The organism is Bradyrhizobium sp. (genome assembly GCF_036009065.1).
Lineage (GTDB): Bacteria > Pseudomonadota > Alphaproteobacteria > Rhizobiales > Xanthobacteraceae > Bradyrhizobium.
Genome location: NZ_DASYMN010000071.1, coordinates 1 through 23,836 on the forward strand (window position 1 = coordinate 1; position 23,836 = coordinate 23,836).

A 23,836-nucleotide genomic window follows, 5' to 3' on the forward strand; every position below is an offset into this window, starting at 1 on the left:
CTCCACGATCAGGACGGTTTTTGCCATCCCGCCCCTCCCGTCAGCCGGTTCCGGCAGCCCGATGCAGCCGCGCCGTCGAATGCGCTCGACGGCGAATTCAAATTAGCGCCAGATTCGCTCTAACCTGTTAAGCCCGAGTGCGATCTTTCTGCGGAGCGGTTTGGACTTGCTTGAGCACGTTCCTGCAGACTCGGGCATGATGGTTCCAAATTAGAGGCCATAGGTTACGGAAAGGCAAACAGCAGGGATGACAAAGCGTGTGCATAACGCCCGCGAAGTGGCTGAAATCGTGGCGATTCAGGCGCTTTCCTTCGTCGCCGGCGAGCCCGAGCGGCTGGGCGCCTTCCTGGCCGAAAGCGGCATCGGACCGGAAACCCTGCGCTCGGCCGCATCAGACCCGCAATTCCTTGTCAGCGTGCTGGATTTCGTGCTGCGCGACGACCAAACGGTAAAGGCGTTCGCCGACGCAAGCGGGCTTCACCCGACCAACATCGCCGCCGCGCGCCAGGCGCTGGGTGAAAACTGGGAGCGCGACGTGCCGTGACCGCGACCGCGCCAGCGCCGGACGGACCGCGGTGCTTTTGCCGCGATTGCCTGGCTGACCTCGATTTTTCGACACGGCGATGCAGCGCCTGCGGCTCGCCGCGGCTGGTGCGTCATCCCGCTTTGGCCGCGCTGACGCTGGCCCACATCGATTGCGACGCGTTCTATGCCACCGTCGAAAAGCGCGACAATCCGGAGCTTGCGGACAGGCCTGTCATCATCGGCGGCGGCAAACGCGGCGTGGTGGCGGCGGCGTGCTACATTTCGCGCACCTTCGGCGTGCGCTCGGCGATGCCGATGTTCAAGGCGCTGGCGCTGTGTCCGCACGCCACCGTGATCCGGCCCGACATGGCGAAATATGTCCGGGTCGGGCGCGAGGTGCGCCACGCCATGCAGGCGCTGACGCCGCTGGTCGAACCGCTGTCGATCGACGAGGCGTTCCTCGACCTTGCCGGTACCCAGCGCGTGCACGGCATGATCCCGGCAAAAGTGCTGGCGCGCTTTGCAAGCCAGGTCGAGCGCGACATCGGCATCACGGTATCGGTGGGCCTGTCCTGCAACAAATTCCTGGCCAAGATCGCCTCCGACCTCGACAAGCCCAGAGGTTTTGCGGCGCTCGACCAGGACGAGGCGCGGGAATTGCTCGCCGCAAAACCGGTCGGCTTCATCTTCGGCGTCGGCCCGGCTACCCAGGAGCGGCTGTCGCAGCGCGGTTTTCGCACCATCGCGGATTTGCAGCGCGCCGACGAGATCGAGCTGATGAAGCAGTTTTCGCTCGAGGGCCGCAGGCTGTGGCGGCTGGCGCGCGGCATCGACGACCGTGCGGTGGTGCCGGACCGCGGCGCCAAGACGATTTCCAGCGAAACCACCTTCGAGACCGACATCCGCGATTTCGCGACGCTGGAAAGGCTGCTGTGGCGCCTGTCGGAAAAGGTGTCCTCGCGGCTCAAGACCGGCGATCTGGCGGGATCGACCATTACGCTGAAACTGAAGACCGCCGATTTCAGGCAGCGTACCCGCTCGCAGACCGTGCATTCGCCGACCCAGTTGGCCGCCAAGATTTTTGCAACTTCGCGCGAAATGCTGGCCAGGGAGGTCGACGGCACCGCGTTCCGGCTGATGGGCACCGGCGTCAGCGCGCTTCGTCCGGGCTCTGTGGCCGACGACACCGACATGCTCGACCGCCGCTCCGCCCACGCCGAACGCGCGATGGACGATTTGCGCAAGAAATTCGGCAGCGCCGCGGTGATCCGCGGCATCGCCTATGACGGGCCGGAGAAGGCAGGGTGAACCACACCAACCGCCGTCATTGCCGGGCTTGACCCGGCAATCCATCCGCTTCGAAATACTCTTGCGAAGAAGAAGATGGATGCGCGGGTCAAGCCCGCGCATGAACGGATGGAGTCTCCGGCTCCATCCGTCACTTACACGGCTTCGAGTCCTTGACGTCGAATTTGCCCATCTTCCCGGAAATCACAAAATCGTTGTAGTCGAGCACCAGCGCCCGCGAGACGCCGTCCTCGTAGAGTTCGAACGACATCGCGTAGACCGGGGTCTGCTCGCCGTCCTTGGCCTTGGCGTCGCGGTCGTAATAGCTGACCGTGACCGGCCAGCGCGTCAGTGCCTTCATCTTGGCGTTGGCGGTGGACGGATCCGGGGACGCAATCTCGCGGTCGCCGGAGATCGCTTTGCCGATCACCGACAGCGTGTTGTAGACCTTCTCGCCGTTGTCGGAGCCGTCATAGACGCTCAGTTCGAGCACGGACTTGCCGCCTTTGGCGGCGGCGATGATGCGCTGGATCTGCTCGGTCGGGAATACCGTGCTGCCGTCGAGCATAAAGGTCTTGGCGACCGGCTGCTTCAGCTTGACGGAGATACGGTCGCCGGTGCGCTCGGCGATGCCGTCGACCGCGCTGGGATCGCCGTTGTTCATCCTGGTATCGATCTTGAAGCGATAACTCTTGCCGGCGCCATCCTCCCAGCTGGTGGAGCGCAGATCGCTGAGCGTGGTCTTGCCCTCGCCGCTGTCGAGTTCGGAAACCTGGCGGAAATCCGAGGTATAGCCCTCGCAGGCGCTGCCGGAAAAATTATACAGGATGCGGCCGCGCGCGGCCTCGATCGAGGTGCTGCCGCGCGACTTCACCAGGCTCAGTTCATAGAGCGCCTGATGCGGCAGAAACGGCGCGCCGGCCGCGGCATCCGCGGCGTTGCCACCGAAGGGCGAAACGAAGGCGATCGCGGCAACCGTCATTGCCCCGGCGCCAAAATGCGAAATCTGGTTCGAACGACCCATGCCGCCTCCCGCGATGAGAATCCCTACAATAATGGCCGCGCTATTGCGCCGCAACCAGGCCGCACCCGGAAACCCGCGAATCGGGTGCCGAATTGCCATATTTTCGGACGCGAATGGAATAGCACGCGCCAGCCGAGGTCGATCCGGCCTCGCTTGCATGTGGCTAAGTGATAGGCGAAATAGGCCGGCCCAGCGTGTTACGTGTAGGAAATCGGGCGCGAAAATGAATGCTTGGGGAGAAACATGGCAGGTACGGTCGAGCAGAAACTGGCGGCACAGGGCATCACCTTGCACGAGGCCGCAGCTCCGGTAGCGAATTATGTCGGCTTCGTGCGCACCGGCAACCTGCTGTTCGTGTCCGGCCAGGTCTGCGTCAATCCCGAAGGCAAGCTGATCGCCAAGGGCAAGCTCGGGGCCGGCGTCACCGTCGAGCAAGGCAACGCCGCGGCGCGCGGCTGCGCCATCAACCTCTTGGCCCAGATCAAGGCCGCGCTCGGCGACCTCGACAAGGTGGTGCGCGTGGTCCGGCTCGGCGGTTTTGTCAATTCGGCTCCCGATTTCGTCGACGGGCCCAAGGTGTTGAACGGCGCCTCCGACCTGATGGTGGCAGCCTTCGGCGACAAGGGGCGCCACGCTCGCACCACCGTCGGCGTCGCTTCCCTGCCGGCCGATGCCGCGGTCGAGGTCGAAGGCCTGTTCGAGGTCGCGTAGCGGAGGACGCGGATGCGGGCGCCGGACTGGCTGACCGCACGGCCGGTGGCCCATCGCGGACTGCACGACCGCGCCCACGGCATGGTCGAGAACATGCCCGGCGCGGCTGCCGCCGCGATTGCGGGGAATTTCGCCATCGAGTGCGACATCCAGCTCGCTGCGGACGGCGAAGCGATGGTGCATCACGACGACGAACTCGGCCGCCTCACCCAAGGCCGCGGCGCGCTGCTCGGCAAGACCTCGGCCGAACTCAAACAGGTTAAGTTCAACGACACAAGGGAAAGGATGATGTCGCTCGGCGACCTCTGCGCGCTGGTCGCGGGCCGGGTGCCGCTGCTGATCGAGGTGAAAAGCCATTTTGACGGCGACCGCAAACTTGTCACGCGGATGGCCGAAGTGCTGGCGTCCTATGCGGGACCCGCGGCCGGGATGTCGTTCGATCCGGACCAGGTGATCGCGCTGCGGGAGCTCATTCCGACACGGCCGCGAGGCATCGTCGCCGAGCGCGAATATACCGAGGCTGAGTGGCCGGAAGCGACGCCGGCACAGCGCGCCGGCATGCTGCATCTGTGCCATGCCTTCCGGACCCAGCCGCATTTCGTGGCTTACTACGTAAACGACCTGCCCGCCGCAGCGCCCTGGATCGCCCGCAACATCTTCCGCTGCCCACTGCTGACCTGGACGGTGCGTACGCCGGAACAGCGGGCACTCGCCGCTCGCCACGCCGACCAGATCATTTTCGAACGGTTCCGGCCGGAAGCCTGAGCCGCCGAAGCACTTGAAGTCGCCTGTGCAATGCACGATCTTTAGCGCGGGTCACCGCAATCGAAGGCTGATCGCAATGTGACCGGTTCAAGTTGTCGATGACATCATCCGAAATTTCCCTCGAAGCGGTATCGTCGGTCAGCCAGATTCAGGCCGACCAATGGGATACCTGCGCAACCCCCTCGACCGATCCCGGCCCGGACAATGGCCTGCATCCACCGGCTTCATCCGGTTTCACAGGTAATTCGTGCTGCCGTTCAACGACCGAATACAACCCATTTGTTTCACACGCTTTTTTTGCCGCGCTGGAGGCGTCCGGTTCGGCCTGTGCGCGGACCGGCTGGGCCGCGCGCCATCTGATCGCCCGGCTCGACGGCGCGATCGCCGGCATCGTGCCATGCTATCTGAAATCGCATTCGCAAGGCGAATACGTGTTCGACCGCGGCTGGGCCGACGCCTATGAGCGCGCCGGCGGCCGCTATTATCCAAAACTCCAGGCCTCGGTCCCGTTCACTCCGGCGACGGGACCGCGGCTGCTGATCCGCGACGGCGTCGATACGGAACCGATCCGCGGAGCGCTCGCAGCTGGACTGGTCGCGCTGTGCGACGCGACCGAAGCCTCCTCGGTTCACGTCACATTTGCGCCCGAGCAGGAATGGAAATTCCTCGCCGAGAACGGTTTTCTGCAGCGGACCGACCAGCAGTTCCACTGGCACAATGAAGGCTATGGGACGTTCGAGGACTTCCTCGGCTCGCTCAACTCGCGGCATCGCAAGGCGATCCGCAGGGAGCGCCGGGAGGCGGTGGCCGACGGCATCACGATTCATGCGCTGACCGGCGGCGACATCACCGAGGACGCGTGGGATGCGTTCTTCGATTTCTACATGGAAACCGGTTCGCGAAAATGGGGCCGGCCCTACCTCACCCGCGCGTTCTTTTCGTTGGTCGGCGAGAGCATGGCCAGGGATGTGCTGCTGGTGATGGCGAGGCGTAACGGGCGCTGGATCGCCGGCGCGATCAATTTCATCGGCTCGGATGCGCTGTTCGGACGCAACTGGGGCGCAGTCGAGCACCACCCGTTCCTGCATTTCGAGGTCTGCTACTACCAGGCCATCGATTTTGCGATCCGGCGTGGCCTGAAGCGGGTCGAGGCCGGCGCGCAGGGCGAACACAAGATCGCGCGCGGCTACCTGCCGCAGACCACCTACTCCGCGCATTACATCGTCGATCCCGGCCTGCGCCGCGCAGTGCGGGAGTATCTCGGGCGTGAGCGGCGGTATGTGGCCGAAGCGGTGCGCGAACTGACCGACGCCGGCCCGTTCCGCAAGACCGGCGAGCCGTCTTGATGAGCAGATGCAGGGAGCAGCCATGACCGCTTATGACAGCAACAACATCTTCGCCAAAATCCTGCGCGGCGAGTTTCCCTGTTACAAGGTTTTTGAGGACGACCACGCGCTCGCCTTCCTCGACATCATGCCGCGCACGTCAGGCCATACGCTGGTTATTCCGAAGGCGCCGGCCCGCAACATTCTCGATATTGAGCCGGAAGATTTCGCCCATGTCGCGCGCGCCTCCCGCACCATCGCCCGCGCGGCGATGCAGGCGTTCGACGCCGACGGCATCACCCTGCAGCAATTCAGCGAGGCCGCCGGCGGCCAGGTGGTGTTTCACCTGCACATGCATGTGATGCCGCGCCACAACGGCATCGCGCTGCTTCCCCCCGCCAGCCGCAAGGAAGACGCGAAGGTGCTGGAAGACAATGCCACCAAGCTGATCGCCGCGCTGAAGAGCGCGTGACCGACGTTAGAGAGCCGTCATCCTGAGGTGCTCGCCGTCTTCGGCGAGCCTCGAAGGGCGACGGCGTCGGGAGGCAGCCCTCCAGAACATTCATCCTTCGAGGCTCACCTGACGGCGCTTAGCGCCGTCAGGTGAGCACCTCAGGATGACGGATTCGCGTGTTATTCCGTGTCCAAATCGCCCGCTTGCGCCAGCGGGGTGAATTCGCAGCGGTCGGGCTTGAGGTCCAGGAGCGGAGTCTCGTCGAGGCAATCGAGGCCGCGGACCAGCACGAGGTTGCCCTCGATGCCGACCAGCTTGACGATCGAGGTGCCGATCGGGTTGGGCCGCACCGGCGAGCGCAGCGAAAACGTGCCGCGGGTCGAAGCGTCGTTCTTCGGGCTCTGCAGCACGAGGTCGCGGCGCGACTGATGCAGCCAGTAGATCACTTCCAGGTTCGAGTAGAAATGGACGCCCTGCAGCGCCGGGACCCACGGCTCGAAAATCTCCAGCCGGCACACCGGGCCGTCATGACGCCCCTGCCGCGGGGTCATCAGGCGCGAGGTCCAGGGGGTGCGGATGCGGCCGATAAAGACCAGCCCGGCGTCGCGCGCCTTCGGCGGGTCAACCGTGGTTTCGCCTTCGCGGATTTCGCTCTCGCTGACCATCTTAAGATTCAATCCAGTGTTATGTTCTGCGCTCTTATGACCTTCGACCATCGTGCGCGGTCGGCGTCAATAAATTCCGCGATCGCCGCGGGGCTGCGCGGACGGAACACGGGAAAGCCGATCCTTTCCAGCGAGGCGCGAAATGCGTCATCATTCAGGGCCCGATCGAGGCTTGCGCTGATCTTCTGTGCGACGTCTTCCGGCAGTTTCGCGGGCGCAGCGATGCCGTACCAGACGCTGACGACATAATCCGGATAGCCGCTCTCCGCGATGGTCGGGACATCGGGAAGGTCGGGGCTTCGCTGCGCCGAACTGACGCCCAAGGGTCGCAACAGTCCGGATTTTACCGGCGGCAGCGCGGTGCTCAGCGTGTCGAACATCACCTGGATATTGCCCGAGAGCAGGTCGGTGAGCGCCGGGCCCGCACCCTTGTAGGGCACATGAACCATGTCGACGCCGGCGATCTGTTTGAACATCTCGCCAGCGAGATGAATGGTGCCGCCGGTACCGGCCGAGCCGAAATTCAGCTTGCCGGGATTTTGTTTCGCATAGGCGACGAATTCCCCCACCGTTTTCGCCGGCACCGAGGGGTGGATTTCCATTACCACCGGCAGATCGGTGACCAGCGCCAGCATCCGAAAATCCTTCACCGGATCGTAGGGCAGCTTCTTGTAGAGCATCGGATTGAGCACGATGATCGACGCCGCCGAGACGAACAGCGTGTAGCCGTCGGGCTCGGCGCGGGCCACGGCTTCAGCGCCGATCGCCCCCTGCGCGCCGGCCTTGTTCTCGACGATGGTCGCCTGCTTGAGGTCCCGGCCGAGAAACTCGGCGACCAGCCGGCCGAGGACGTCGGTCGGCCCGCCCGCGGCATAGGGAACAACGAGTTTTATGGGGCGCACCGGATATTCGGCGGCGCGAACATTGCTCGCAAGCAGCGCGGCGGCGATTGCCAGGCATGAGATCGCGGTGGATCGTGCGTTCAACATCTTCGTTTCCCCCGTCAGCCCAGCCACCATTTGCCGGCAAGCATAACAACCTCGCCGCAGACCACGCCAGCTAAGATCGATCTGCGTGTCACTATAAAAGCCACTAGCCCCGCCGCCACCGCGCCATAACGCAAAAAGCCCGGCACGCTCGCCAGCGCGCCCGGCGGGAACACCAATATCTGCGCGATCACGCCGGCAAGAATGGCGGTTGCGACCGCGCGCACCCAGACCAGCAGTTCGGAACCTTCGTCGACGCCGCCGCCGAGCCACAGCCCCAGCATGCGCCAGACCTCGTTGGGCAGGAATCCCGCCAGCAGCATCGCCATCAGCGCATGCCAGTCGCCAAAGAAATGGCCGACGAAATCGCTCATGCGCGCTCCCGCCACCAGTGCACGCCGTAGGCAATGCTGCCCGCCGACACGCCGCTGATCAGGATGTCGACGCCGGTGTGCAGCATCGACACAAAAGGAAACAGCCCCAGCCCCAATGCCAGTGCGAGGACGTCGGAAAGCTGCCGGCAATTTCGCGCGGTGCTCAACAGGAATGCCAGCGGCGTCAGCAGCAGGATCGCAGCGCCCAGCAGCGGCGGCAAATTGGCTGCGAGGCCGTAGCCGATGCTGGTTGCGGTGAGGCAGACGGCCTGCAGGCCGAGGCCGAGCCCGTTGGTGAAGGCCACGCGCCGTCCGCGCGGCACCTGCGGCAGCAGCCGAAAGCACTCCACCCACAAGGTAACCGCGATGAAGTGGGTCGGCAGGATCAGATGCCGCCGTTTGGTCCGCGGCGTGCGCAGCATCGGCAGCACCGACACCACCATCGGGAACAGCCGGATCGCGCTGACAGTGACCGCGATCGCCGCCTGTATTACCGTCGCACCGGAACCCAATGTCGAGATGAGAATGATCTGCGCCGGCCCTGCCCAGACCAGGGCCGTGCTGGCCAGCACCCATCCCAGGCTGAAACGGGTGTCATGCGCGAGCGCGCCGATGCCAAGATAGGTCGCGAACAGCACCAGAGTGAGGACCGTCGAAGCGACCGAGCGCAGACCCCACACGAACGCACGCGTGGAGCTTTGCCATTCTGGAGAATCGAGCGCGGGAAGCGGCACGGGCACCCGGAACACGTGAATTATGATGGCATAACGCTGCTGAAACGCACCCCGCGTCAAGCGAGCCGCGGTTCACGGCAGCCCTGCAATCGTCCGTCAGCCCCTGTTTCGCAGCACAAAACAGGCGCCGCCAGCGCGGCGAATCCGGTTGCAGAGATCGTCGGCGGCTACGCGCGTGTCGGCGCCGATGCGCACCTGGTAGAACGTCCGGACACCCCGGCTGCGCCACGTCGTGCCAAGCAGGCTGGGATCCTGGTCGCCGATCACGGCGCTCAGCCGCTTCATTGCGCGGGCATACATTGCAAGCGCCCGATTGCGATCGAAGCCGGCCGCGAGCTGCACGCCCCACGCTCGTGCAGCGCTGAGTTTCACGTGCTGTTCAAGTTCGGTAACGAAGGGATTGGGCGCGCGCTTCAGCAGCGCCATCAGACCGCGGCAACTGGTCGTCGGCGCGCGGTCCAGAGGTTTGCCGCTTTTGCCCGCCGCGGCCCAGTCGTCGACCGAGGTACCCGTGATGGCGAAAACGTAATTGCGGGTCTCCGACGGCATATGGCCGGTGCCGGCGAGCCATTCCTGCACCCGCCGCGGCCCGGCATTATAAGCCGCCGCGGCGAGGCCGAGATTGCCGAACTGGCCGCGCAGCTCGTTCAAGAATTCCGCCGATTTCGGCAACGCCTGCACCGGATCGAAGGGATCGAGCAGCCGCCGCTCGCTGGCGGTGCCCGGCATGAATTGCGCGATGCCCTGCGCGCGCTGGCCGCGGCGCGTCATCGGACCTATGGCGTCGGCCTGAAACCGGCTTTCCTGCCAGATCACGCGCGCGAAGAATTCCAGCGGCAGGTCCTGCGATTTCGCCGCCGACTCGATCATCAGGCACATCGACTCGCGCGTGTCGGTATCGCGCGCGGTTTCCGGCTTTTGCAGCTCGGCTTTCCTTTCATCCGTCGGGACGGCAAGCTCTTCTACGCTTGGCCGTGCGGCCTCCCTACCGGGCAACGCATTCTGCCCAATCGCCGCAGCGCATGACGACCAGGCCAGAGCGGCGCAAAGTAACCGCAGACCTATGACTTTTCGCAGCGTCATGTGAGCTTCCCGTTGGCCGTGCTTGACACACGGAACCGACCAGCTAGCTATTGAAGAATGATGGCGCACATGTGGGAGCGCAAGATATGACCGCAGCTTCGGATCAAGCGCTCGGATTCGCACCAGACGACGACGCGCCGATTCCCTACATGGCGCGGACGCGCGACTATTATCAGGCGATCGGCTATGAGACGCCCTACCGCTGGGCGCACTACACAGACGCGCCGTTTCAGCCGCTGCGCAAACCCCTTAGCCTATCCCGCGTCGCCATCGTCACCACGGCGGCCCCGTTCGATCCCGCCAGGGGCGATCAGGGGCCCGGCGCGAAATACAACGGCGGCGCCAAATTCTATTCGGTCTATGACGGCGACACCTCGAAACCGCACGACCTTCGGATTTCCCACATCGCCTATGACCGCGTCCACACCTCGGCCGACGACAGCGGCACCTGGTTTCCGCTGCCGCAATTGCAGCGGCTCGCGGCCTTGGGACGGATCGGCGAGGTCGCGCCGCGCTTCTTCGGCGCGCCGACCAACCGCAGCCATCGCGTCACCATCGAGACCGACGCTCCTGAAATCCTGGCACGCTGCCGCGCCGACGGCGTGGAGGCCGCGGTGCTGGTGCCGAACTGCCCGGTGTGTCATCAGACCATCAGCCTGGTCGCGCGGCATCTGGAGGCCAACGGCATCTCTACGGTAGTGATGGGCTGCGCCAAGGATATCGTCGAGCACGCCGCGGTGCCGCGCTTTGTGTTCAGCGATTTTCCGCTCGGCAATTCGGCCGGCAGGCCGCACGATCCGGACTCGCAAGGATTCACGCTGGAACTGGCGCTGCGGGTGCTGGAAGCCGCACCGGGTGCGCAGACCACGGTGCAGTCGCCGCTGCGCTGGAGCGCGGACGGGTCCTGGAAGCGCGATTACAACAACATCGCGCAGATAAGCGGCGAGGAGTTGGCGCGGCGGCGGCGCGAGTTCGACGCTCAGAAAGCGATCGCGCGCGGCATCCGCGAGGGCGCGGCGTAAAAAAGGGAGCCGCCGGCACGCGGCATCCGGTTTACCTTAAGAACAGGATTGCAAAGTTCCACGTATGCACGCGCAAGCCGACGCCGTAGTGTTAGCAAAACGTTAACACGGGAGGCGATCATGATCGACCGACGGCAAACTGCTCGCGCCCGCGTCATCTACAGCGGCGTTGTTGCCTTTAACCAACGTCAATCGACGATGGATTGCGTGGTCCGCAATTTTTCCGATCATGGCGCGAAAGTCGAATTCGAAAATGCCGCCCTGTTGCCGGACCAGGTCGATCTCGTGATCCCCAGAAAGAGCCGCGCGTTTTTGGCAAAAATTATCTGGCGTCAGCCTAACGCGGCCGGCGTCGCGTTCCGGCCGTTGCGGAATAACGATCCGGTCCCGATTGACTGGGCACGCAAGCTGCGCGCATCCGAACTGGAGCGGCGCAAACTCCAGAACAGGCTCACGCAACTGTTGTCCGAGCACTGACATTCCCGTGCAAAGAAAAAAACCGGCTGTCGTGAGAGGCGCCGACTTCTTCAGTTTGCGCTGCAATCCGGTCTACACCTTGACCAGCGGACCGCGTGAGGCCGGGCCTTTCGAGCCGCCGCTGGGCGGGCCGCCCGGTTTCGGCTTGCGCGGCGGATTGCGCTTGCGCGCGCCCGGAAGCTTTTCCGGCTTCGGCGTGACCGGCCCGTCGAGATACTCGAAGCCGATTTTTTCCTGACCGGGCTCGGTGTCCGCCTCGTCCTTGACTAGCACGACGCGGACGTGGCCGCCGCCCTTCAGCTTGCCAAACAGCACCTCGTCCGCCAGCGGCTTCTTGATGTGCTCCTGGATTACGCGGGCCATCGGCCGCGCGCCCATCTGCTCGTCGTAGCCGTGCTGAATGAGCCAGGCCTTCGCGGGTTCCGACAATTCGATGGTGACGTCGCGGTCCGCAAGCTGGGCCTCGAGCTGCAGCACGAATTTCTCCACCACCATGCCGATCACCTCGGCATTGAGATGCGCGAACGAAATGATCGCGTCGAGCCGGTTGCGGAATTCAGGCGCGAACTGCCGGTTGATCGCCTCATGATCGTCGCCTTCCCGCTTGTTGCGGGTGAAGCCGAACGCCTGCCGCGCCAGATCGGCGGCGCCGGCGTTGGTGGTCATGATCAGGATAACGTTGCGGAAGTTGACCGCCTTGCCGTTGTGGTCGGTCAGCTTGCCGTGGTCCATGATCTGCAGCAGCACATTGTAAAGATCCGGATGCGCCTTCTCGATTTCGTCGAGCAGCACCACGCAATGCGGATGCTGATCCACGCCATCGGTGAGCAGGCCGCCCTGGTCGAAGCCGACATAGCCGGGAGGCGCGCCGATCAGACGCGATACGGTATGGCGTTCCATATATTCCGACATGTCGAACCGGATCAGTTCGACGCCGAGCGACTCCGCCAGCTGCTTGGCCACCTCGGTCTTGCCGACGCCGGTCGGACCCGAAAACAAGTAGGAGCCGATCGGCTTCTCCGGTTCGCGTAAGCCGGCGCGCGCCAGCTTGATCGACGCCGACAGCGCCTCGATCGCCTTGTCCTGGCCGAACACGACGCGCTTCAGCGTCTGCTCGAGGTGCTTCAGCACCTCGGCGTCGTCCTTGGATACGCTCTTTGGCGGAATCCGCGCCATCGTGGCGATGGTGGTCTCGATCTCCTTGATGCCGATGGTCTTCTTGCGCTTGTTTTCGGCAACCAGCATCTGCGCGGCGCCGGATTCGTCGATCACGTCGATCGCCTTGTCCGGCAGCTTGCGGTCGTGGATGTAGCGCGAGGAAAGCTGAACCGCGGCCTCGATGGCCTCGTTGGTGTATTTCAGCCGGTGATAGTCCTCGAAATACGGCTTCAGACCTTTAAGGATCGCGATGGCATCCTCGACCGTCGGCTCGTTGATGTCGATCTTCTGGAACCGGCGCACCAGCGCGCGATCCTTCTCGAAATGCTGCCGGTATTCCTTGTAGGTAGTCGAACCCATGCAGCGGATCGTGCCCGACGCGAGGGCAGGCTTGAGCAGATTGGAGGCATCCATGGCGCCGCCGGACGTGGCGCCGGCGCCGATGACGGTATGGATTTCGTCGATGAACAGGATCGCATTGGGATGCGCTTCGAGCTCCTTGAGAACCTGCTTCAGCCGCTCCTCGAAGTCGCCGCGATAGCGCGTGCCCGCCAGCAACGTGCCCATGTCGAGCGAGAACACGGTTGCCGCCGCCAGCACCTCCGGCACCTCGCTGTCGACGATACGCTTGGCAAGTCCCTCCGCAATCGCGGTCTTGCCGACGCCGGCCTCGCCTACAAACAATGGGTTGTTCTTCTGCCGGCGGCACAGCACCTGGATCGCCCGGTTGATTTCCGAATTTCGTCCGATCACCGGATCGATCTTGCCGTCGCGCGCCTTCTTGTTGAGGTTCACGCAATAGGTATCGAGCGCGTCGCCCTTTTTCTTGGAGTCTTCGCCGTTCTTTGATTCGGTCTCCTCGTCGACGCCGCGCACCGGGCGCGCCTCGGAGACCCCGGGCCGCTTGGCGATGCCGTGACTGATGTAATTGACGGCGTCGTAGCGCGTCATGTCCTGCTCCTGCAGGAAATACGCGGCATGGCTCTCGCGCTCGGCGAAGATCGCGATCAGGACATTGGCGCCGGTCACCTCTTCGCGACCCGATGACTGGACGTGAATCACCGCGCGCTGGATCACGCGCTGAAAGCCCGCGGTCGGCTTGGCGTCGTCGACGCCGTCGGTCACCAGGTTTTCGAATTCGGTTTCAAGATAATTGACCAGGCTGGTGCGCAGCTTGTCGAGATCCACGCTGCAGGCCCGCATCACCGCCGCCGCGTCCGAATCATCGATCAGCGACAGCAGCAGGTGTTCGAGCGTCGCATATTGATGGTGGCGCTCGTTTGCGATCGCGAGGGCGCGATGCAGGGATTGTTCAAGGCTTTGAGAAAAAGTCGGCATTCGCGTCCTCTATGGCCCCCGCCATCATGATCGCCGTTGCCGCGTCAGGCAACAACAACCTTTGTCATATAGTCACCCTTGATCATGGCGAAAGGTCGGTTCCGTCGCTCGCATCCGCTGGAAAATTCGATGCAAGACCCGTTCCCGTTTTCAGGCGGTTGCACGCCAAAGCTACTTCTTTTCCATCACGCATTGCAAAGGATGCTGGTGCTTTCGGGCGAAATCCATCACCTGCGTCACCTTGGTCTCGGCAATTTCGTAGGTAAAAACGCCGCACTCCCCGATTCCGTGATGATGAACGTGCAGCATGATCTTGGTTGCCGCTTCGACATCCTTCTGGAAGAATTTCTCCAGCACATGAACGACAAATTCCATCGGGGTGTAATCGTCGTTCAATATCAGGACGCGGTACAGATTCGGACGTTTCGTCTTCGGCTTGACCTTGGTGATGACCGATGTGGCAGGACCGCTTGGTCCACCGGGCCGGCCCTCGTCGTTTTTGCCCATTCGGGGAACAGAGGCGATGCCTCGGGTTGTCGCGGACGGATCGATGTTTGAAGGCGGCTGCAGCATGGCTTAAGTATTCGAAATCCCCACAGGAAAACCGGACAGCGACCAGCCGATGGTCCTTGAGTGGAGCCATCGTCAGGTTTCTCGGCAAGCTTTCCGAATCGCCGCTCCCGGCCGGCGCCGATCCCTTTGCTGGATCGATAACAGGAATATGGGACAGCATCCGGCCCGCCGCAAGCGCGCGGACAATCCCTGGATGTGCCGTGCCTGGTAGCTGATTCCCGGCGCCGGCGCGCTTCCGAAGGTTAATCGATCCTGCCCTGATTGACAAAATGCCGCCGTCCGCCGTTTAGCGCCTGTTGACAATGGCTGCAGCTAACCGGGGCCGAAAGCCAGGATATGCGGCTATTTACCGATTTTTTCAGCACCGCTTTACCACCTGTTTAGTCGTGGCGGCCGAAATGGGGGCAGAAACCCTTTTTCCGGTGACAAACATGTCCAGTGCATCACTTCGCCATCAGGTTCGCGGCGCCGCCACCCGGTTTATCCGGGCTGACGAGGGCAATATCGCCGTGCTCTTCGGCATCGCGCTGTTGCCAATCCTCAGCTTCATCGGCGCGGCGGTCGACTATACCCGCGCCAACAGCGCGCGGTCCTCGATGCAGGCGGCGCTCGACTCAACGGCGCTGATGCTCTCGAAGGACCTCTCCGAAGGCGCCATCACGCCTTCGCAGGTTAACACGAAGGCGTCGAGCTATTTCACCGCGCTCTACACCAATCCGGACGCCAAATCGGTGGCGGTCACCGCCAATTATACGGCCAGCAGTTCCATCGGCTCCACGATCCAGGTGAACGGATCGGGCGCGGTGACCACCGACTTCCTGAAGGTCGCGGGCTTCCCCACTATCAATTTCAACGGTACTTCGACGACCGCCTGGGGTAACGTGCGGATGCGCGTCGCAATGGCGCTCGACAACACCGGATCGATGGCCGAGGACGGCAAAATGCCGGCGATGCAGAGCGCCGCCAAGGCCCTGGTGGACCAGCTGAGTGGGTTCGCCAAGACCGCTGGCGATATCTACATCTCGATCATACCGTTCGCCAAGGACGTCAATGTCGGCGCCAGCAACTATAACCAAAGCTGGATCGACTGGACCGACTGGGATGCGGCGAACGGAGCCGACGAGTGCACCAAATACAAAAAGAACGGCAACTGCAAAACCTCCGTTTGGGTACCGGACGACCATGATACCTGGACCGGCTGTGTCACCGACCGCGATCAGGACTATGACACCAAGAACACGGCACCGACGAGCAGCGCCACGCGCTTTCCGGCCGAAGAATACGTCTCCTACGGAGAGAAATTCTGCAAGCCAGGCAACAACCCGTATTTGCAGCCAATCATGCCGCTGAGCTACGACTGGAGCGCCATCAAAACCCTGATCGGCAACATGCAGCCGACCGGAAACACCAACCAGGGAATCGGCATGGCATGGGCCTGGATGACGCTAACCCAATCCGCCCCATTCAACGCGCCGGCTAAGGACCCCAACTACACCTACAAGGACGCGATTGTGCTGCTGTCCGATGGCTTGAACACGCAAAACCGATGGTACGGCAACGCCGCGCAGATCGATGCGCGCCAGAAAATCCTGTGCGATAACGCCAAAGCTGCCGGCGTCACGATCTATACGGTTCACGTCAATACCGGCTCGCCGCCCGATCCGGTGTCTTCCGTCCTGCAATACTGTGCCAGCGGTTCGCAGAACTTCTATGTGGTGACAACGGCGAGCCAGACGGCCACCGTGTTCAACTCGATCGGGACATCGCTCTCGAAACTCCGCGTCGCCAAATAAGAACGCCGATCCGAATCAAAAAAGCCCGGCCGCAATGGCCGGGCTTTTTATTTTCTCGGGAGCCGCCTGAATTAGCGCGCAGCGGCCGGGCTTAATTTCGCGACCAGGCCTTCGATCGGCTTGTAGGTCTGCTTGGCGAGATCGGCGTAGAGGCCGGCGATCTTCTGCGACTCCGCCACGAACGTCTCGTAGGCCGATTTTGCGTATTCGGTCTGCACTTCGAGCGCCTTGTCCAGCGACTTCACGCCGGCCAGCTTCTCGACGAATGACTTGGTGTCTTCAAACGACTTCTTGGTGTAGTCGCCATAGGCGGTGGCGATGGCTTGAAAGCCGCTCTGGAGCGTGTTCGCCGACGCAACGACCGTGTCGAACTGCTCTTTGCCGTACTGCTGAATCTCTTCGACTTTAACCACGATGATGTCCTTTCCCAGACTGATGTAAACTTGATCTGCCGGGAGGTTCCGGCTCCCTGACCATGACAACTATATAGTGCACCGCACAATATAAGTCAAGAATATTGTGCGACGCACAAATATCCATTTAACCGCAAAGGCAGTTGCCGCTTGCAAGGGTTGCTTAACCCTTTGGAAACTTGGGCGACCTACCTTGATTCTCTACGTTGTTTCATGCTCCGGTCGGAAAGTCGAAAACCCACGTCGACGCAGCATCTTAGCTTGAATGGCGATCTGATCCGCCATCCCCGCCGAGAGGATCGTCCGTGTCGAATGCTTTCGGCCGAGGCAGTCAGCGGCCGTTGGGCATAATTTAGCCTCACGGACCGGTGATCTAGAGTGAAATTGGGGACGGGGAAGTTCATGTTTCGCACAACCTCAACACGCGCCCTCCGGGCTTGCGTTCTCGGGCTTGCAACCATCACCACCGTCGTCATCTTCACCACCGACACTGCCGATGCGCGGCGCCACAGGCACCGGAACCACGTCCGTCACCAGTCGAGCTACAGCCCGGCGTTTGCCTCGATCATCGTTGACGCCAATTCAGGCGCGACACTCTCCGCCAGCAATCCCGATGCGTTGCGTCACCCCGCCTCCCTGACCAAGATCATGACGCTTTATCTGCTGTTCGAGCGTCTCGACGCCGGCAAACTCAAGCTCGACAGCGAAATGGACGTTTCCGAGCACGCTTCCGAACAAGCCCCGACCAAGCTCGGTTTGCGCCCGGGCCAGACCATCAAGGTTGAGGACGCCATCAAGGGACTGGTGACGCGTTCGGCCAATGACGCTGCGGCCGTGATCGCCGAAGCCATTGCCGGCGATGAAGACGATTTCGCCAAGCTGATGACCCGCAAGGCGCGCGCGCTCGGCATGACCCGCACGGTGTACCGTAATGCCTCGGGACTTCCTAACAGCGATCAGGTCACCACCGCACGCGACCAAGCCACCCTCGGCCGCGCCATCCAGGACCGTTTCCCGCGCTATTACCGATACTTCTCGATCAGCGCGTTCAATTACCACGGCCGTTCGATCCGCAATCATAACAAGCTGCTCGGCAACGTCGAAGGCGTGGACGGAATCAAGACCGGTTACACCCGCGCGTCCGGCTTCAACCTCGTGACCTCGATGCGGCGCGGCAACCGCCACATTGTCGGCGTGGTGCTGGGCGGCCGCAGCGGCGGCTCGCGCGACGCCATCATGCGCAACCTGCTCGCGGAGAACCTCGAAAAGGCCGCGGGCAAACGCACCGTGGCCGCAATCACCGAACGCAGCCCGTCGGATGCCAATGCCGATATTGCCGAGGATCAGGCCCAGTCGCGGCCGACCCAGATGGTTCAGGTCCAGGGCGCCATGCAGGTGGCATCGGCAGCGCCGGAGGAAGCCGCGCCGATGCGACCAGCGCCGCTTGTTACCAAACCCTCGATCATCGCCAACGCGACGGCAGCGCTGCCGCCGGCGCCGGCGAAACCGGAGCCCGCTCCGCTCACCAGCGGCGTGATCCAGACCCAGCAGATCGCCGCCATCCCCGGTTCATCGGAGCCGATGAAGCCGGTACGGGTGAAAACGGTCCAGATCAGGGCCGGGCAGATAAAGCTGGCGTCAGCCGGTCCTGCGCAGCCGGCGGTCACCAATGCGATCCCGCCTGTGCGCGCCGACGTGCCGGAAACGTCGGGCTCGCTGGTCGCCAGAGCCGAGTTGAACAAGGCGGAGATGCCGCCGCAGCCGGCGAACCACGGCACCGGGCGCGGCCTGCTCGGCGTGCTGCCGGCATCGAGCGTACCCACCTCGCAGGCGATGGCGTCCTCCGACTCCTCCCATGCGCAGCCGCAAGCCATTCAACAGAACGGCGCGATCAAACCGGTTGCGGCCCGGACCGGATGGATCATTCAGGTCGGCGCGCTGGAAACCGAAGGCGAAGCACGGCAGCGCCTGGAAGCCGCGCGCGATCAGGCCCGCGGCATGCTCGGAAAGGCCGATTCGTTCACCGAGCCGGTGGTCGCCAAGGGCGAGAAGAAGCTGTTCCGCGCCCGGTTTGCAGGCCTCGACCGCGATCAGGCCGAAGCGGTGTGCCGGACCCTGAAGCGCTCCGACATTTCCTGCATCACCATCAGGAACTGATCGGCGATAGCAATCACAGAGCGTTTTGTGTTTGCAGTGGCCGGGGCTTTGCTTCGGCCATTCGCTTTTTCACCTGTCGACACACAATTCCGGGCGGCGAAAACCTCTCGTCAAGGATTAGCCGCTACAAATAGGTAACCACGATCGACAACGCCGGATAACGGCGGGCGGCACGGGCGTCAATCGGAGACAAGCAGAAGCAGACTCGCGGTTAGTAGCGTTTGGGTGCGTGCCGGAGTTAGCTGCGATGAGTGCGAAGCAGAGTGTCCTTGGCCTCGTTTACACGGGCGGCCAGGTACGTCGACCCCCCCTGGTCGGGATGCAATTTCTTCATCAGGGCGCGGTGCGCGCGCCCGATTTCCTCGCTCGTCGCCCCCGGCTGCAGGCCAAGGATCTGATAGGCCTCCTCGTTCGTCATTTTGCCGCTCGCCGCCGTGCGGCGCTGCCCCGGTGCCGCGTCTGCCTGCGCGTCCTGACGCCAGGCGGGAAACCTGCGGTCCAGATAGCTTTCAAGTAGCGCGACGCTCTCGGCATCGAAGCCGGTCATCATCGCCGCCAGCTGTGGCAGATCGTATTCGTCCAGCGCGTGGCCGGCGTGGGGCCCGGCCACGATCCGGCCGCTAAGTTCGCCGCTGTCGTGATCCAGCGCCATCTCCAGAAATTGCGAGCGGACTTGCGAGGCCTGTCCCGGCGAGCGTTTGGTGCGGGAGCCGAACAGCCCGCCGATACTGCTGAAGCCCGATGCCCCGAATGGCGACCAGCCCAGCAGCCCCGCGCCGAAAATGCCGAGCGGAATCGCTACTGCGAGTTCGCCCTTGATGCCGGTAAAGGCGGCCCCCGCCAGCGCCACCACTCCGCCCCCGATCTTGATCGCGCGGGCAAGCACGACCGGATTGGCCGCGCGGAACATCTGCAGCAGCATGTAGAGCACAATGACGGCGACGGCGCCGGCGATCAGCGTAGGCATCGGCAATAGATAGTATGTTGGCGGCTACAGCGAAAGCGGCCGGCTACTTCATCTGCCCGAGCAGTTGCGCGGCGCCGCTGCCGGGGCGCGACAGACGCAAAAGCGCGCCGCGTCCACCCGCCGCATACGCCGCCGCCGCCCGCAGCAGCTCGCGCAACTGTGCCGCAGCACCGGGATCGAACCGGCTCCAGGCGCCGCCGGTCAGCCGGGCGATTTCGCGGAACGCGTGCTCGGCGACGTCGTCATGGCCTTCCTGAAACATGAACACCGGGACCTTAAGCAAGCTGAGTTCGCCCGCCCTGGCGCAGAGATCGTCGATCGGCTCTTCCATGGCGTCGCCGACGAACACCACCGCACGGACACCGGAGGCCACCGCCTCGCGTCGCGCCTCAGCCAATACCTTGCCGATCTGGGTATTGCCGCCCTGGCACGCGATCCCGCTCATCAGCCGGGCAAGGTGGCCGGTATCGGAAATCCAGTTGCTGGCGCGGCACTCGTTGAGACCGCGATAATAGACCAATCGGATATCGAGGCTGCCGATCGCGGCCGCCTCGCGAAACATGTCGGCCTGCAGCGCGCAGGCCATGTCCCATGTCGGCTGCCGGCTCATCGTGGCGTCGAGCGCGAACACCAGCCGGCCTTTTGCTCCCGGCGCGTGCGGCGACATCGCGCGCGCCCTGGCGACGAAGGCGGCGATTTCTTCCGCAGCCGAGGGCTTTATTTCCGGCACCGCGCCGGGCTTGCCGGACGCAGGCGAAACTTCGCTGCCAGATCTTGGTTTGGTCGGTTCGCGGGACATGACGGCTCGCAATAGCTGCAAGCTTATGTGGCGCTCGTCTCCGCGCAGGTCAATGCACCGAACTTGATCCGGAGATGACTGACTCGAGCCGCTAGTTCGGCACCGGCTTGCCCATGGCGACCGGTCCCGGCGCATTCGTCAGGACATCCGGAGTTTTCGTAGGCACCGGCGCGACCTCGCTACTGTCGCTGTCGTTCAGAAACTTGTCGAGCATGCCCTGAATAGTCGACTTGACGTTGTCCGGACCGGTGTCACGCATGTCGTTATGCTGGAAGTCGGTGTTGACCACCGTGATGCCGGACTTCTCGCAGACGTCGTCGTCGGGAACGACACCGGGGTCAGCCTTGAAGACCGGATCCTTGGAGCGGAATGACAGGATCTTGAACTTGGCGTCGGTCAGGAAGGGCACGCGCAGATTGTCCAGCGTGACGACCTTCTTCACCTGATCCGGATACTCCTTGGCAAAATACATCGAGATGTCGCCGCCCATCGAATGTCCCACCATGGTCACCCTGGCGTAGTCGGCGTTGGGCTGAACTTTCTTCATTTCCTCGACGGCAAAATGGATGTTGGCGACGCCGCGCTGAATTTGCGGCAGACGGCCGACATAGAGTTCACCGACCTTGGTCACCATGGGCGGATCGGCCGGCAGGTCGTGCTGAGGGCTGAGCGCCAGATAACCGCGCGCCGCGAAGACGTTTGCGAGAAACGAGTACTCGGAATTTTTGACGGTGTTGCCGTGATTAAGAATCGCAACCGGCAGCTTGATCATGCCGGCGTTGGCCTGCATTTCCTTGTCCCAGCGCACGGCAACATAGACAGGGACCGGGCGATTATCTCGCGCGGGATCGTAGAATGTCAGCGTCTCGTGACGGATCGCCCATTTGCTTGCAGTGAAATATCCGACGACGAGCACCGCGCAAACCGAGAGCAGAATTACAATTCCACGCTTCATGTTCTTCCCTGTACGCCTTGAGATCAATCCCAACTTCTGCGTTCGGACTCTCCGGTCCTTGTCGATAATATAGGTCACAGCGACGTGACACAAAGGTCAAAAATTGTGAATTCGCCGCAATATCTTTGTGCACCGCACCAAACTTGAGGCAGCAACAAGGCCTTGCTGTGCCTCGAAAATCAGGCGCACAGCTCAAGTCGGTTCACACGTGTCTAGAGACGTACATAAAACGGAGGGCGGGGCCGAATGTTCCCCTCTAAACCGGCATCAGAAACGGCCAGCGAGGCGGCTTTTCCGGCCTAGGCAGCCCGGATCGACGCCAGGAAATTGTCGACCTCAAGCTTGAGCTGGCTGGCCTGGCTCGACAGCGATTGCGCCGACGCCAGTACCTGGCCCGAAGCCGAGCCGGTATCTGCCGCCCCCTGATGCACATCGGCGATGGCGCTGCCGACCTGGGCCGCGCCGCTGGAGGCCATCTGCACATTGCGGGCGATCTCGCGCGTTGCCGCGCCCTGCTCTTCCACCGCCGCGGCAATGATCCCGGACACCTCGGAAATCCGCATGATCACCACGCCAATCTCCTTGATCGCCTCGACCGATTCTCCCGTGGCCGACTGCATGCCGGAAATCTGGATGTCGATCTCCTCTGTCGCCTTCGCGGTCTGCGCCGCCAGCGCCTTCACTTCCTGCGCGACCACGGCAAAACCGCGGCCGGCGTCGCCCGCGCGCGCAGCCTCGATGGTGGCGTTCAGCGCCAGCAGATTGGTCTGCTCGGCGATGCCCGTGATCAGTTTGACAACATCGCCGATCCGGCCCGCCGCCTGCGACAGCGCGGTGATGCGGGCGTCGGTGGTCTTTGCATGTTCGACCGCGGACTGCGCGATACCGCTGGACGCCAGCATCTGCCGGCCGATCTCTCCGACTGAGGAGGTCATCTCCTCGATCGCCGCGGCGACCGATCGGATATTGCCCGAAGCCTCGCTCGAGGCCCCCGACACCACGCCGGACAATTCGAGCGTCGTTTCCGCGGTCCTGGTCAGCGTCGAGGCCGCGGCCTCGAGTTCGGTCGCCTCGGAAGATAGCTTGTCGACGATCGAGCCAACGGCGTTCTGAAAACCGGATGCCAGCCGCAGCCGTTCTTCCCTGCGCTGGAGCGACTGGGCCTGCTGGTCCGCAAGCTGTTCGGCGCGCAAGCGCTCGGTCTCGATCATATTGTCTTTGAATATCCGGGCGGCGCCGGCCATTTCGCCGATCTCGTCGCGGCGGCGCAGCCCTGGCAGGACGACGTTGAAGTCGCCGCCTGCGAGCTTGGTTAGCGCAGTGGTCATCGCGGAAATCGGCTGCGAGATCGCCCGGCCCAACAGCAATGACAACGCGCACATCATCAGCGCCGCCAGCGCCAGCGCGCCGGCCATCCGGGTTTTCATGGCCTCGCGCAAACCCATTTCCGAAGCGTCCGCCATGGCAGCAAGCCGGTCGATCTCTTTCAGGGCGTCTGTGACCAGCGGCTCGAAACCGCTGAAGGTCTTCATGATGTCGGCTTCGGCCCGCGCCACGTCCTGCGCACCGCTGACCCAACCGGCAAAATCGCGCGAATATCGCTTGAGGTTCAGCGAAATCTTTTCCTGGATGTCATATGGCAAATCCATTTCCATCAGCACCAGGCTGAAGGCCACTACCGCGTTCTTGAATTCGTCGGCATATTTGTCGTCGCGCCACAGCATGAAATCCTTCTCATGCCGGCGCATGGTCAGCAGGCGGCTGGTTAGCCTGGGATCGTTGACCTGACTGACCCCGGCCTCGACGATATCGACCGCCTTGCGCAACGACCCGGTCAGCCCAGCCGTCTCATTGAAGCCGATCTTGGCCTGAACCAATGCCAGTGTGGCAAAATCATTGCCGTAACTCTCGAAGCCGTCGTGAATGACGCCGATCTTCTCCGACAGATCGGCGTATCCGGCGGCCTTGACCATCGTCTTGAGGTCGTCGAAATTGCGGCCGATCGCGCCGGACAATTGCGCGTGGTATTTCACGTAGGAGTCCTGCTTGCGCAGCAGAAAATTCTTTTCTTCGCGCCGCGCTTCCAGCATCTCGATCGAGATGCGTTTGGTAAGGCCGGAGATGGCGCGGGCGTCCTCCGCGACCTTGCGGGAGCCGTCCTGGGCCCAGGTTCCTTGCTGATAAATCATTCCAACCGCCGCCAAACCAACTACGCCGACGCAGCCGATGGCGGCGATCTTGTGAGTGAGAC

23 protein-coding genes are annotated in these 23,836 nt (G+C 63.0%); 10 read left to right on the plus strand and 13 right to left on the minus strand.

Annotated elements, in window-relative coordinates; all coding sequences use genetic code 11:
- The first annotated feature begins 247 nt into the window (after positions 1-247).
- A complete protein-coding gene (locus VGP39_RS04565) occupies positions 248-544 on the plus strand; it encodes a DUF3572 domain-containing protein (RefSeq protein ID WP_327566917.1) in 297 nt (98 codons plus the stop codon).
- Entirely contained in the window at positions 541-1,833 is a 1,293-nt protein-coding gene (locus tag VGP39_RS04570) for a DNA polymerase IV (protein WP_327566918.1), read from the plus strand. Before VGP39_RS04565 ends, VGP39_RS04570 begins: the two co-directional genes overlap by 4 nt.
- 130 nt (positions 1,834-1,963) lie before the next feature.
- On the opposite strand, the gene VGP39_RS04575 is transcribed toward VGP39_RS04570, so the two are convergent.
- Entirely contained in the window at positions 1,964-2,794 is an 831-nt protein-coding gene (locus tag VGP39_RS04575) for a cell envelope integrity EipB family protein (RefSeq protein ID WP_414644567.1), read from the minus strand.
- Positions 2,795-3,079: 285 nt separating this feature from the next.
- On the opposite strand from VGP39_RS04575, the gene VGP39_RS04580 reads away from it, so the two are divergent.
- The 4 genes from VGP39_RS04580 (at position 3,080) to VGP39_RS04595 (ending at position 6,109) form a co-directional block, all read left to right on the plus strand.
- A complete protein-coding gene (locus VGP39_RS04580) occupies positions 3,080-3,547 on the plus strand; it encodes a RidA family protein (protein ID WP_327566920.1) in 468 nt (155 codons plus the stop codon).
- A 12-nt stretch (positions 3,548-3,559) separates the two neighbouring features.
- A complete protein-coding gene (locus VGP39_RS04585) occupies positions 3,560-4,312 on the plus strand; it encodes a glycerophosphodiester phosphodiesterase family protein (RefSeq protein WP_327566921.1) in 753 nt (250 codons plus the stop codon).
- Positions 4,313-4,410: 98 nt separating this feature from the next.
- Positions 4,411-5,658, plus strand: coding sequence for a GNAT family N-acetyltransferase (locus VGP39_RS04590; protein WP_327566922.1), 1,248 nt, complete (start codon positions 4,411-4,413; stop codon positions 5,656-5,658).
- A 22-nt stretch (positions 5,659-5,680) separates the two neighbouring features.
- Positions 5,681-6,109, plus strand: coding sequence for an HIT family protein (locus VGP39_RS04595; protein ID WP_327566923.1), 429 nt, complete (start codon positions 5,681-5,683; stop codon positions 6,107-6,109).
- Between the two features lie 161 nt (positions 6,110-6,270).
- Here VGP39_RS04595 and tsaA read toward each other — a convergent pair whose 3' ends face one another.
- The 5 genes from tsaA to VGP39_RS04620 all read right to left on the minus strand — a co-directional run bounded on the left by tsaA (position 6,271) and on the right by VGP39_RS04620 (position 9,933).
- Positions 6,271-6,756 carry a tRNA (N6-threonylcarbamoyladenosine(37)-N6)-methyltransferase TrmO gene (gene tsaA, locus VGP39_RS04600; RefSeq protein ID WP_327566924.1) on the minus strand — a complete coding sequence of 162 codons (486 nt, stop codon included), beginning with the start codon at positions 6,754-6,756 and terminating at the stop codon, positions 6,271-6,273.
- A gap of 8 nt (positions 6,757-6,764) precedes the next feature.
- The gene (locus tag VGP39_RS04605; protein WP_327566925.1) at positions 6,765-7,745 is read right to left on the minus strand and encodes a tripartite tricarboxylate transporter substrate binding protein; all 981 of its coding nucleotides are present in this window, start codon (positions 7,743-7,745) and stop codon (positions 6,765-6,767) included.
- A 14-nt stretch (positions 7,746-7,759) separates the two neighbouring features.
- A complete protein-coding gene (locus tag VGP39_RS04610) occupies positions 7,760-8,116 on the minus strand; it encodes an AzlD domain-containing protein (protein WP_327566926.1) in 357 nt (118 codons plus the stop codon).
- Positions 8,113-8,850: an AzlC family ABC transporter permease gene (locus tag VGP39_RS04615; protein WP_327566947.1), complete on the minus strand. Its 738-nt coding sequence runs from the start codon at positions 8,848-8,850 to the stop codon at positions 8,113-8,115. Before VGP39_RS04615 ends, VGP39_RS04610 begins: the two co-directional genes overlap by 4 nt.
- 96 nt (positions 8,851-8,946) lie before the next feature.
- The gene (locus VGP39_RS04620) at positions 8,947-9,933 is read right to left on the minus strand and encodes a lytic transglycosylase domain-containing protein (protein ID WP_327566927.1); all 987 of its coding nucleotides are present in this window, start codon (positions 9,931-9,933) and stop codon (positions 8,947-8,949) included.
- 86 nt (positions 9,934-10,019) lie between these two features.
- Between VGP39_RS04620 and VGP39_RS04625 the strand changes: the two genes are divergently transcribed.
- Positions 10,020-10,955, plus strand: coding sequence for a glycine reductase (locus tag VGP39_RS04625; RefSeq protein ID WP_327566928.1), 936 nt, complete (start codon positions 10,020-10,022; stop codon positions 10,953-10,955).
- Positions 10,956-11,075: 120 nt separating this feature from the next.
- Positions 11,076-11,432, plus strand: a complete 357-nt coding sequence (locus VGP39_RS04630) for a PilZ domain-containing protein (protein ID WP_327566929.1) — start codon at positions 11,076-11,078, stop codon at positions 11,430-11,432.
- Positions 11,433-11,504: 72 nt separating this feature from the next.
- Here the strand turns inward: VGP39_RS04630 and clpA are convergent, their stop codons facing one another.
- Together clpA and clpS are read right to left on the minus strand one after the other, a co-directional pair.
- On the minus strand, positions 11,505-13,928 hold the full coding sequence (gene clpA / locus VGP39_RS04635) for an ATP-dependent Clp protease ATP-binding subunit ClpA (protein ID WP_327566930.1): 2,424 nt from the start codon (positions 13,926-13,928) through the stop codon (positions 11,505-11,507).
- A gap of 171 nt (positions 13,929-14,099) precedes the next feature.
- Positions 14,100-14,435, minus strand: coding sequence for an ATP-dependent Clp protease adapter ClpS (gene clpS / locus VGP39_RS04640; RefSeq protein ID WP_327566948.1), 336 nt, complete (start codon positions 14,433-14,435; stop codon positions 14,100-14,102).
- A 497-nt stretch (positions 14,436-14,932) separates the two neighbouring features.
- Between clpS and VGP39_RS04645 the strand changes: the two genes are divergently transcribed.
- Complete coding sequence (locus tag VGP39_RS04645) at positions 14,933-16,294, plus strand: pilus assembly protein (RefSeq protein ID WP_327566949.1); 1,362 nt, start codon at positions 14,933-14,935, stop codon at positions 16,292-16,294.
- A gap of 71 nt (positions 16,295-16,365) precedes the next feature.
- Here VGP39_RS04645 and VGP39_RS04650 read toward each other — a convergent pair whose 3' ends face one another.
- Complete coding sequence (locus VGP39_RS04650) at positions 16,366-16,707, minus strand: phasin family protein (protein ID WP_327566931.1); 342 nt, start codon at positions 16,705-16,707, stop codon at positions 16,366-16,368.
- 402 nt (positions 16,708-17,109) lie between these two features.
- On the opposite strand from VGP39_RS04650, the gene VGP39_RS04655 reads away from it, so the two are divergent.
- The gene (locus VGP39_RS04655; RefSeq protein ID WP_327566932.1) at positions 17,110-18,864 is read left to right on the plus strand and encodes a D-alanyl-D-alanine carboxypeptidase; all 1,755 of its coding nucleotides are present in this window, start codon (positions 17,110-17,112) and stop codon (positions 18,862-18,864) included.
- Positions 18,865-19,102: 238 nt separating this feature from the next.
- On the opposite strand, the gene VGP39_RS04660 is transcribed toward VGP39_RS04655, so the two are convergent.
- The 4 genes from VGP39_RS04660 to VGP39_RS04675 all read right to left on the minus strand — a co-directional run bounded on the left by VGP39_RS04660 (position 19,103) and on the right by VGP39_RS04675 (position 23,774).
- Positions 19,103-19,831, minus strand: coding sequence for a DnaJ domain-containing protein (locus tag VGP39_RS04660; protein WP_327566933.1), 729 nt, complete (start codon positions 19,829-19,831; stop codon positions 19,103-19,105).
- A gap of 43 nt (positions 19,832-19,874) precedes the next feature.
- Positions 19,875-20,630: a VWA domain-containing protein gene (locus tag VGP39_RS04665; RefSeq protein WP_327566934.1), complete on the minus strand. Its 756-nt coding sequence runs from the start codon at positions 20,628-20,630 to the stop codon at positions 19,875-19,877.
- Between the two features lie 91 nt (positions 20,631-20,721).
- A complete protein-coding gene (locus tag VGP39_RS04670; RefSeq protein ID WP_327566935.1) occupies positions 20,722-21,585 on the minus strand; it encodes an alpha/beta fold hydrolase in 864 nt (287 codons plus the stop codon).
- Between the two features lie 299 nt (positions 21,586-21,884).
- On the minus strand, positions 21,885-23,774 hold the full coding sequence (locus VGP39_RS04675) for a methyl-accepting chemotaxis protein (protein ID WP_327566936.1): 1,890 nt from the start codon (positions 23,772-23,774) through the stop codon (positions 21,885-21,887).
- Positions 23,775-23,836: the final 62 nt, after the last annotated feature.

Coding starts and splice junctions, on each gene's coding strand:
- VGP39_RS04565 (WP_327566917.1), top strand. CDS start 248: ATGACAAAGCGTGTGCATAACGCCCGCGAAGTGGCTGAAATCGTGGCG.
- VGP39_RS04575 (WP_414644567.1), bottom strand. CDS start 2,794: ATGACGGTTGCCGCGATCGCCTTCGTTTCGCCCTTCGGTGGCAACGCC.
- VGP39_RS04580 (WP_327566920.1), top strand. CDS start 3,080: ATGGCAGGTACGGTCGAGCAGAAACTGGCGGCACAGGGCATCACCTTG.
- VGP39_RS04585 (WP_327566921.1), top strand. CDS start 3,560: ATGCGGGCGCCGGACTGGCTGACCGCACGGCCGGTGGCCCATCGCGGA.
- VGP39_RS04590 (WP_327566922.1), top strand. CDS start 4,411: ATGACATCATCCGAAATTTCCCTCGAAGCGGTATCGTCGGTCAGCCAG.
- VGP39_RS04595 (WP_327566923.1), top strand. CDS start 5,681: ATGACCGCTTATGACAGCAACAACATCTTCGCCAAAATCCTGCGCGGC.
- tsaA (WP_327566924.1), bottom strand. CDS start 6,756: ATGGTCAGCGAGAGCGAAATCCGCGAAGGCGAAACCACGGTTGACCCG.
- VGP39_RS04605 (WP_327566925.1), bottom strand. CDS start 7,745: ATGTTGAACGCACGATCCACCGCGATCTCATGCCTGGCAATCGCCGCC.
- VGP39_RS04610 (WP_327566926.1), bottom strand. CDS start 8,116: ATGAGCGATTTCGTCGGCCATTTCTTTGGCGACTGGCATGCGCTGATG.
- VGP39_RS04620 (WP_327566927.1), bottom strand. CDS start 9,933: ATGACGCTGCGAAAAGTCATAGGTCTGCGGTTACTTTGCGCCGCTCTG.
- VGP39_RS04625 (WP_327566928.1), top strand. CDS start 10,020: ATGACCGCAGCTTCGGATCAAGCGCTCGGATTCGCACCAGACGACGAC.
- VGP39_RS04630 (WP_327566929.1), top strand. CDS start 11,076: ATGATCGACCGACGGCAAACTGCTCGCGCCCGCGTCATCTACAGCGGC.
- clpA (WP_327566930.1), bottom strand. CDS start 13,928: ATGCCGACTTTTTCTCAAAGCCTTGAACAATCCCTGCATCGCGCCCTC.
- clpS (WP_327566948.1), bottom strand. CDS start 14,435: ATGGGCAAAAACGACGAGGGCCGGCCCGGTGGACCAAGCGGTCCTGCC.
- VGP39_RS04645 (WP_327566949.1), top strand. CDS start 14,933: ATGTCCAGTGCATCACTTCGCCATCAGGTTCGCGGCGCCGCCACCCGG.
- VGP39_RS04655 (WP_327566932.1), top strand. CDS start 17,110: ATGTTTCGCACAACCTCAACACGCGCCCTCCGGGCTTGCGTTCTCGGG.
- VGP39_RS04660 (WP_327566933.1), bottom strand. CDS start 19,831: ATGCCTACGCTGATCGCCGGCGCCGTCGCCGTCATTGTGCTCTACATG.
- VGP39_RS04665 (WP_327566934.1), bottom strand. CDS start 20,630: ATGTCCCGCGAACCGACCAAACCAAGATCTGGCAGCGAAGTTTCGCCT.
- VGP39_RS04670 (WP_327566935.1), bottom strand. CDS start 21,585: ATGAAGCGTGGAATTGTAATTCTGCTCTCGGTTTGCGCGGTGCTCGTC.
- VGP39_RS04675 (WP_327566936.1), bottom strand. CDS start 23,774: ATGATTTATCAGCAAGGAACCTGGGCCCAGGACGGCTCCCGCAAGGTC.